This is a genomic window from Limnospira sp. (assembly GCF_051859755.1).
GTDB classification, from domain to species: Bacteria; Cyanobacteriota; Cyanobacteriia; order Cyanobacteriales; family Microcoleaceae; genus Limnospira; species Limnospira fusiformis.
Window position 1 is genome coordinate 1 of record NZ_JBIMLI010000171.1, and the last position, 8,595, is coordinate 8,595.

Annotated in this window: 9 protein-coding genes; 3 read left to right on the top strand and 6 right to left on the bottom strand. The window is 44.8% G+C overall.

All coding sequences use genetic code 11. The annotated features are described in order from the left end of the window. Positions 1–156 precede the first annotated feature (156 nt). Together ACTIE0_RS21145 and ACTIE0_RS21150 are read right to left on the bottom strand one after the other, a co-directional pair. Positions 157–564 (bottom strand): hypothetical protein, encoded by a 408-nt coding sequence (locus tag ACTIE0_RS21145; protein ID WP_006621222.1) that lies wholly within the window; start codon positions 562–564, stop codon positions 157–159. Positions 565–571: 7 nt separating this feature from the next. Beyond that, complete coding sequence (locus tag ACTIE0_RS21150) at positions 572–1,717, bottom strand: peptidylprolyl isomerase (RefSeq protein ID WP_008057492.1); 1,146 nt, start codon at positions 1,715–1,717, stop codon at positions 572–574. Positions 1,718–1,875: 158 nt separating this feature from the next. Between ACTIE0_RS21150 and ACTIE0_RS21155 the strand changes: the two genes are divergently transcribed. Then, entirely contained in the window at positions 1,876–2,796 is a 921-nt protein-coding gene (locus tag ACTIE0_RS21155) for a glutaminase (RefSeq protein ID WP_006621220.1), read from the top strand. Between the two features lie 24 nt (positions 2,797–2,820). Here the strand turns inward: ACTIE0_RS21155 and ACTIE0_RS21160 are convergent, their stop codons facing one another. Continuing rightward, on the bottom strand, positions 2,821–3,030 hold the full coding sequence (locus ACTIE0_RS21160; protein WP_155839087.1) for a hypothetical protein: 210 nt from the start codon (positions 3,028–3,030) through the stop codon (positions 2,821–2,823). Next, positions 3,018–5,822, bottom strand: a complete 2,805-nt coding sequence (locus tag ACTIE0_RS21165; RefSeq protein WP_006669850.1) for a CHAT domain-containing tetratricopeptide repeat protein — start codon at positions 5,820–5,822, stop codon at positions 3,018–3,020. Before ACTIE0_RS21165 ends, ACTIE0_RS21160 begins: the two co-directional genes overlap by 13 nt. Before the next feature lie 16 nt (positions 5,823–5,838). On the opposite strand from ACTIE0_RS21165, the gene ACTIE0_RS21170 reads away from it, so the two are divergent. Both ACTIE0_RS21170 and ACTIE0_RS21175 read left to right on the top strand, forming a co-directional pair. Next, positions 5,839–6,852, top strand: a complete 1,014-nt coding sequence (locus tag ACTIE0_RS21170) for a FecR family protein (RefSeq protein ID WP_235677617.1) — start codon at positions 5,839–5,841, stop codon at positions 6,850–6,852. Positions 6,853–7,099: 247 nt separating this feature from the next. Continuing rightward, complete coding sequence (locus tag ACTIE0_RS21175) at positions 7,100–7,750, top strand: hypothetical protein (RefSeq protein ID WP_006621217.1); 651 nt, start codon at positions 7,100–7,102, stop codon at positions 7,748–7,750. A gap of 232 nt (positions 7,751–7,982) precedes the next feature. Here ACTIE0_RS21175 and ACTIE0_RS21180 read toward each other — a convergent pair whose 3' ends face one another. Continuing rightward, a complete protein-coding gene (locus tag ACTIE0_RS21180; protein WP_006669848.1) occupies positions 7,983–8,123 on the bottom strand; it encodes a PIN domain-containing protein in 141 nt (46 codons plus the stop codon). A 9-nt stretch (positions 8,124–8,132) separates the two neighbouring features. After that, positions 8,133–8,372, bottom strand: coding sequence for an antitoxin (locus ACTIE0_RS21185; RefSeq protein ID WP_006621216.1), 240 nt, complete (start codon positions 8,370–8,372; stop codon positions 8,133–8,135). Positions 8,373–8,595: the final 223 nt, after the last annotated feature.

Genomic DNA, 8,595 nt, shown 5'->3' on the forward strand with positions numbered 1-8,595 from the left:
GGCAGTTTTGTTTTAACCAAACCTGACCAAACTCAGTTTTCAGTGAAGCCAATAGATTTGAAACCTGTTTTTAGGAGAGATGGCTATTTGTATAAATTTTCCTGAGTTTTCCGGTAATTACCAGGTTATAGATATACTGATTTTATGGTGGGGGTTTTACCAATCCTGATTAGGCGATCGCTCTGGAAACTGCTTAGGAAGCCGTAGGCGGGGAAATCGATAGAAGGTATTACCATCTTGATCAAACTCAGGAATAGCAGCAAATACCCCGGCTTGTCGGTCTAAATATTCTTGAGCGACATCAGCACTAACCCGCGCCAAAGCGGCTAATTGAATTAAAGAAATTTCGCCATCTTGGGATTCAATTAATTGATAAAAAGCATGATCAAGCTGGCGTTGTTCTTCCCGTTTAGAATTGATATTAAACAGGAATAATCCCACGAGAACACCCAAAGCAGCCACAGATACTAATTCTAAAATAGCCATAATAGCTGGCACAAATGATGAGAGAGTACAATCATCGATAATAGTGGGTAGTGGCAATTTATTAATTGCCACTTTCAAGGCTTGGTTAAGCGGACTTCTTAGGTTGAACCAAATTTTCTAACCCTTGAATGACCTTAGCAGATGCGATCGCATCACCCTGTGTCAAATTCCGCAAAACTTCCTTACCTTCGGTCACATATCCAAACACAGAATAGCGACCATCAAGCAAATTAAGTCCCGCCGGAGTCAGTTCTGGTTCAAACAAGAAGAAGAAAAACTGAGAAGAGCCGCCGTCCGGGTCACTTTCAGGACGAGCCATAGCGACAGTTCCATAAGCAGAAAAGGGCAAAACTGGCTGATCACGATAACGACCCGCCGCCTCTAGGGTAATCCCATAAGTAGGCTCATCGTCCCCACGCACCAAAATTTCCAGAGGAACAGCCCTATATTCGCCTGTGTCGGGGTCAATAAATCCCTCCTCTGGACCGGGTGGATCTCCGACTTGCAAAACATAGGACTCTTCGGAGCGGATAAACTCCAACCCATCATAAAACCCACGTTGCACCAAATCCACAAAATTACCGGCCGTTACCGGAGCGCTATAACCATCGACGACGAGGGTAATATCGCCTTCAGAGGTAGTCATCTTGACGGTAGCACGGCCTTTGAGTTGGGGGATATTGGCATATTCTGCGGGGACCTCAAAAGGAAATTCTCCAACCATCATTTCCTGAAGCTGAGTCACCTGAGACAACATAGAGGCGCGGGTTTCTAGAAGTGTTTCACCATCTTTAACATCCAAAGCCGATCGCATTCGCTCAATTTCGGCTCTGAGTTCCTCAATAATAGCCTTAGCTTCAGCTTGGCGCGCGTCGGGGATACTAGCCAAAATATCCCCTTCATTGATAGATAGAATCCTAGCAGCAGTGGTAATATCTCCCTTAATAGGACTCCAGCGTTTACCCCTAATGCGATCAGCAATCTCTTCAAGGCTACCCTGAAATTTGCGAATCGGCTCATTGTCAATAGGGAGAGCATAGCGCAGGAGAGCCTTACCATCAGTAATAGCATTACCAGCAGGTAAGACACTTTCCCGTTTTGGCGTACTATTGCCGCCATCCCACCAAGCGGCGCTCAGACCGACGGAAAGAACACACAGCAATAGGGCAATCAGGCCAGTTTTCAGCCAGCGTTTACAGGTATTCATTATGGACTTGGACAAATTCAGCATAAATTATTATTTTTTTCCCTAACCCATCTTGCCATATTCCGGCGCAGTTCAGAGAAACTATAGCAGCCAACAGATAACAAACTCAATCTGGTGGTTTATATAACTCTCCCAAATCGGAGTCAAAATAGATAATAGAGTTTTGGTTAATCTATAAGCCTATGAATAGTCGGGCAAGATTGAGTTTAAACCTGGTGCAACTAGAGACATGGGTTGAAGCTGCTAAGTCTCGCAGCGATGAAGGCAGTTTACCGACCTATATTCCTCAGTTAGCCATAGCCTGTCCCAAGGCATTCGCAGTTCAAGTTTTAGATTCCCAGGGGAACTGTTATTTATTAGGCAATGGTGATCTGAGATTTTCCCTGATGAGTGTGGTTAAGCCATTTCTGTTGTTGTATATGTTGGTAGAGTTGGGGGGCGATCGCATATTTGCACAGGTGGGAATGGAACCTTCTGATTACCCGTTCAATTCTCTGGAACAATTGCAGGCTGATGGTGGCTGGCCCCGTAATCCTATGATTAATAGTGGTGCGATCGCTTTATCGGCGTTGCTTCCTGGCCCTGATGGACAAACACGATGCCAAGTATTATGTGATTGGTTAAATCATTGGGGCGGCTGTTGTCTGCAATTGGATCACGATACGCTCAATTCTGTGCGTTCGGCCCCCAATTCTCGTAATGATGCCATCACTACGGAATTATATCACCGGGGGACTATTTCTGATGCGATCACTGCTATTGATGCTTACAATCATATTTGTTGTTTGTCTGCCACAGTGGAAGATCTGGCTAAATTGGGGATGTTATTATTGCAGCCTCCTCAACCGACTTGGATAGAACCCTGTAGACAGGTGAAAGCATTGATGATGACCTGTGGGTTATATGAAGCCTCTAGTCGATTTGCGGTCCGGGTGGGAGTCCCTACTAAGTCGGGAGTCAGTGGGGTGGTTTTATCGGTGATTCCCGGTTGGGGGGCGATCGCTTGTTATAGTCCTCCTCTTGATGATACCGGAAATTCAGTAGCCGGTTTATTTTTAATTGAAGAAATAGTGCGATCGCTTAATCTGAGTATTTTTAATTGAATCCTTAATCAGGTACGCAGTTCATCACTTCCTAGGTCTTTGATGAGCAAGCGATCGCGTACAATTCCATAATTGACTATCTGGTGCGTCAGGTTCATTCATTCCCATAACACTTATTATACAAGGGTCTGACGCTACCAGTTCATCAATCCTTAATATAATACGCGGTTCATCACTTCCTGGGTTGGTGATTATGAAGCGATCGCGTACCCACCATCTCGCTAATTTTGCCATTCTCCCTGAATAGTAAAACCCGCCCAATAATAGGGAGAATGCCATTGAGAGTTTTGCCAGATTTCAATTTGTGCTTGACGAAGTGCGGCGGCGGGGGAGAGACCATTGTCGAGCATATAACGATAGAATAACACCATTAATTCTGCTGTAGCTTGGTCATCTACACTCCATAAACTCACCACCACACGCGCCGCGCCAGCATACATAAATCCCCTCGTAAGTCCCACCAAACCTTCTCCCCTAACCTGTTGCCCTAAACCCGTTTCGCAGGCACTTAAAACCACCAAATCAGCGGGTAAATTTAGGTTAAAAATATCATGTAGTCTCACAAAACCATTGACAGGCTGACCGTCAGGATTAACCAAGGAAAGCACCAAGCCAGACAGTTCAGGATTTTGGCTGTTGAGTATCCCATGAGTAGCATAATGAATAATTCTATACTGACTCATTTTATCACTGATAGCCACCTCGCGGGTAGCCGCAAAACCATATTCTTTGCTAAAAGATTCTGCGGGAAATAAAGATACAATTTGTTCGGCTTCCGTCTGTGTAAAAGGTAGGCGGTCAAATAAGATGCCGGACTCTCGCGCCGATTGCTCTAAATCAGGAGGCAAAGAAGTTGAAGTAATCTCATTATTATTATGCAATCTTTCATCATTAGTGCCAAACACCGGATCTGCCAAAATTGCTAAGTATCTTTCTGCTGGTTGCCGGCCAAAAAGTTCATTTCTCAGAACCGCTAAAGCGGAAGCAGATGGGAGAGTTACGACTTCTCTGGTAATAATTAATGGTCGATATTCTTCATCACTGGATTGATAAGCGAGGGCGACAAAAGGAACAAAGTTTAAGACTCCATAAGGTACTATTAAAACCCGACTTTTATCAGTATAATTAGATAAGGGTTCGAGGAGAATTTGACCCAAGTTTTTACCAGCATTTTCTGCTAAAGTTCGTCTAATTCTGAGATTGCCAAAAATGAAACTATCCCTAAACCTCTTGGTTTCGGCTTCTAAAACTTCTCGACCTGGGAGTTCATAACTACTAATATAGTTGTGAGTAACTATCCAGAGAAAACTCCGTTTTTCTCCAACAAAATAAGCCAACAATACACTGTCTTTGTCGATAACGCTTTCTTGAATTTCGGCTAAATTTAAGGGTTCTGGTTGAGTTAGGGCGGCATAGCGGGGACTGGTAGCGCGAATTTGACCGAAAATACTGCGGTATTTAATTAGTAGCTGTTCTAATTCATTATCAATGGCGGTTTTTTGAGAGTCTGTATGTTGTTGACTGAGTAGTTGAATGCGACGTTCTTCTGCAGCGGCTAATTGTTGCTGAATTTGTTGTTTTTCAGCTAGTATTTGCGGGTCAATACCTCCTTGAACTTCTCCGGAAATTTCGGCTAGTAAATCTAAAAGCGATCGCGCTTTTGCTCGTTCACTAACTGCTAAGGCTAAACCATCATATCCTTGTCCCGGATTTTGTTGATGGAAGTCCATTAACAAGTCAATATAAAACTCATAATATTCTTGTTTGGATGCAAAAAATGAGGTTCTTAAATCTTGGCTAACTACATGAGTCCGCAAGTCTTCTATAATCTCAATAGCGGCTTGAATAGCCATTAAAGAATCATCTTGATTACCTAATTCCCTCTGGGCGATCGCTATTCGATATAAAGATAGGGCTTCCCGAGAGCGATCGCCAATTTCTTGGCGTATAACTAAAGCCTGCTGATAAAATTCTAAAGCCCGGTCAAACTCTCCCAGTGCAGCAGAAACCACACCGATATTATTTAAAGTGCTTCCCAGTCCGCTACGGTTGCCAATTTCCTCCCATAAAGGTAAGGCTTGCTGATAAGACTGTTGTGCAGCATTCCAGTTTTCCAACCTAGTATAGGTAAAGCCAATATTATTAAGAGTAGTAGCCTCTCCGCGAAGATCGCCAATTTCCTGATATCGTCCTAAAGCCTGTTGAAAACTTTGTAAAGCCGGCTGGAAATCATCCTGAGACTCATGATATAACCCTATATTATTGAGGGTACTAGCTTCGCCACGGACATCATTTAACTCTTGCCACAAACTAAGCGATCGCTTATAATAATCTAAACTCAGTTCAAAATTTCCCAAAGCATCATAAAGCAAACCCAAATTATTCAGACTACTAGCCAATCCTACCCTATTATTAGCCCGTTCGTGTAATTCTAAGGCTTGGGTGTAGGCTTCCAGGGCTTCTTGAAACTTCCCTAAAGGTTCATAAACCGCCCCCAAATTATTTAAAGCGTAGGCTTTCCCCCGGAGATCTCCCCCTTGAGTATAAAAAATAATCGCCTGTTGATAGACTTCAACTGCTTTCTGATAATTCCCTAACTCATAGTGAATTTTGCCAATTTGGTTGAGGCTATAGGCAGCATCCAAAATGCGATCGCTACTCTGATAATAACTCAAAGCCTCCTGATAAGCCTCTAAACTGGCTCGCAAGTCCCCCAAGGTCTTATAAACTAATCCCAAACCCAGGAAAGTCTCAGCCGCCTGAGACCCTAAACCCAGTTGTTGATACAATATTAGGGCTTGGTTAAGCTCAACCAGGGCTTGTTGTAGAGATTCTGGAGATCCCTCTTGTACTAATTTTACCCCCGCAGCAAAAGCGGTATCAGCCTCTGTCAGACGTGGATCTGGGGTAGTAACCTCCTCACCTATGGCAACTAAAATCGGAGTAAATCCGACTAAAGCTAAGGAGACCACAGCAACTAAGGGGATAACCCGGCGGGTAAATTGCGTAAACTGAAGCGACAGCATAGATTTAATTAGGAAAATGGTAACAACAGGGACGAGTTGGCTAAAGCCCAACGGTGACAACTTTTTCAAGTATGCCTTCTTTCTGATACCGGGAATGACGGCGATCGCCATTACCATGATGGAATTAGGTATCTTCGGGGCTATTAAACCGGCGATCGCTAATACCTCCCCATTATCCCAGGTTGACCGGACCGCCACCCGCAGTTTGATGGTAGAGGAACTCCAGGGGAGAGTTACCATTAATGGTAGACCAGCCCAATTTGGCGATCGCTTAGGGGTGGGAGACGTGATCACAACCGGAAGACGTGCGATCGCTATTTTACGAGTAGATAGCAATATCGGTGTTTTGGAATTAGCAGAAAACACCACCCTGGAAATTAGAAGCCTATCAGGACAACCAGGACTCGACCCTAACCAAGAAACCGTTGTTTTTATTTCCAAAGGTCGGGTTAGGTCTTCCATCGCCCGTTTTGTTAGCGCCCCATTCCGTAATTCTACCGCTTCTCACCCCCCCCAGGAAATCGCCGCCCTAAACTGGGAAGGAATATTTAGCCAAGACTCCCAAAACTCTGAAGAGTCTGTGGAAACCTCCCCTTTTCGAGTAGAAACCCCTGTAACTGTCGCCGGAGTTAGGGGAACTTCCTTTGGGGTCGATGTTGGACCAGATGGTAAAACGGGTATTAGCACCGTTGAAGGTATTGTGGGCGCTTCCGCAGAGGGACAAGAAACCCAAATTAACAGAGAAAAATCCTCCGTAGTTAACCTTAACCTACCTCCCACTGCTCCTGATCTAACTCCACCTTTGTCTGATTTACAAGTGTTTCAGGTAACGCGACTTAGCCCTAGGAGAGCTAGAATTGTAGGACAAGTTGATCCGATGGATATAGTTGATATTGATAATCGGGCGATCGTCACGGATTCTGAAGGTAAATTCGATTTAATCGCCAACCTCCCCCCGTCTCGTCGCTTCCGCATTGTGGTCAGAGGTCCCGCCGTCCGAGAAAGAGAATATTCTGTGCCTGTTCCCTAAAATCTCGGTTAATATTTAACCCAGATAGACTATAGAGACAGGGTGAGCGCTGATGTGCTAAATACCGCCAGTACAGCCTAATTAACCTACCCTGTCGCTCAACTAAGCGATCGCCGTTTCCGTCAGCTTTTTGCCAACTTTAACTGTCCGGGTTAAACAAATTTCTCCAGAAATTGTGAACTAAATTCAAACAACCCACGTCAATAGAGACAAATCAATTAATTTACACCCGAGGATAATGTAAACTATGTTCCACCAAAAACTCTACCGTTCTGCTACATCTATCTTCCTCACCCTCGGTTTAACTACTGGACTAGCAGCCCCTCTATTGCTGCATCAAACCGTAGCGCGCGCCCAACAATTACCGGGTTCTCTACAACGGGAAAGAATTTCCGCCGGAACAACTATCCCCGTGGAATACCCAGAAGCTGATAGAATCGTTCTCACCCCCACAGAAACGACCGCTCTGACTATGGTAGTCGCCCAAGATATCCGTACTAACCAAGGACGGGTTTGGATACCCGCAGGGGCGGAAATTGTTGGGGAATTGCGACCCGCTTCTGGTGGTTCTCAGTTTGTGGCTAATGAGGTGATTATCAGCAACAATCGCCGATATCGTCTTGATGCTAATTCTAACGTTGTCACCCGCACGGAAACCGTCCGTCGTGGTCCTTCTGCTGGTAATATCCTTAAAGGTGCTGCTGTGGGTGCGGCGGCGGCGGCGGCTTTGGCGGGGGTACTCGGAGATAAAGCGATCGCCACTGAGGAAGTTCTCGGCGGCGCGGGACTAGGGGCTCTGGCGGGAGTCTTCATTGGTCGCGGTCAGGTGGATGTCGTTGTGATTAACCCAGAACAAGATCTGACCCTGACAATGCGATCAGATGTACTTTTCCGCTAAATTCATCCAGAATAGTTAAAAAACCCGGTTTCTGCACCTGGCTCGCCTGCCACCTCGGAAACCGGGTGTCTACTACTATCTGTCGTCTTTAAAGTGTTAAGTTTATAGCCTCAACCAACTCCATCTTAGACAGTAGGAATTAACCTAATTTGAGATTAAATCATGCTCTTCGCTTAAACCAAAGACATCCTATGCCAAATCTTGTATTTTCAAAGCAACCAATTATCTAACTTCATCGTAGTTCACACGCCACAATGATGCTAGTACAAACGCTGTCTTCCCAGACATCTACAATATGCTGGAAAATCCGACCTTGAGGATGTCTGACCAAATCTGACAGGATATTTGTATCAAGGAGGTATTGATAGGTCATTGGGTGGTACTAAAGTGTGATGTCATCAAGGGGAAGTAACCCCTCATCTATATTAGGGAAATCATCCGTAATGTCTGGCAACGTAGTTAGCAAAGAAAGGAGAGAATTAGCAGGAATGGGTTCAATGATTAAGCGATGACCTGCTTTGCGTAACAAAACTTCTGTACCCGATAGGGCAAGTTCATGGGGAATGGTTAGGACTTGATCTTGTCCATTTGTTAGTAAGGAAACATGACGAGAGTTTTGCATAAGTGACCTCTTTGTTGTTTCAACTGTCAGAAAATCGGTGAAAATCTATCTCTGTATCTGCTAGTTTGGCAAGAATATCGGGAGACCGGGAGAATGAATTATCCCAGAGCGCGAAGCGATCGCATCTTGCTCATCAGCAGGCAAAGTTTTCAATTAGGCGATCGCACCCTCAAGCAACTCAGTCATTGCCACTTCACCCAGAACTTTGTACTCATTCTATCCA

Excerpts from the sequence above, each read along its gene's own strand:
- ACTIE0_RS21150 (WP_008057492.1), bottom strand. The coding sequence starts at position 1,717 with ATGCTGAATTTGTCCAAGTCCATAATGAATACCTGTAAACGCTGGCTG.
- ACTIE0_RS21155 (WP_006621220.1), top strand. The coding sequence starts at position 1,876 with ATGAATAGTCGGGCAAGATTGAGTTTAAACCTGGTGCAACTAGAGACA.
- ACTIE0_RS21160 (WP_155839087.1), bottom strand. The coding sequence starts at position 3,030 with ATGGCAAAATTAGCGAGATGGTGGGTACGCGATCGCTTCATAATCACC.
- ACTIE0_RS21165 (WP_006669850.1), bottom strand. The coding sequence starts at position 5,822 with ATGCTGTCGCTTCAGTTTACGCAATTTACCCGCCGGGTTATCCCCTTA.
- ACTIE0_RS21170 (WP_235677617.1), top strand. The coding sequence starts at position 5,839 with ATGGTAACAACAGGGACGAGTTGGCTAAAGCCCAACGGTGACAACTTT.
- ACTIE0_RS21175 (WP_006621217.1), top strand. The coding sequence starts at position 7,100 with ATGTTCCACCAAAAACTCTACCGTTCTGCTACATCTATCTTCCTCACC.
- ACTIE0_RS21180 (WP_006669848.1), bottom strand. The coding sequence starts at position 8,123 with ATGACCTATCAATACCTCCTTGATACAAATATCCTGTCAGATTTGGTC.
- ACTIE0_RS21185 (WP_006621216.1), bottom strand. The coding sequence starts at position 8,372 with ATGCAAAACTCTCGTCATGTTTCCTTACTAACAAATGGACAAGATCAA.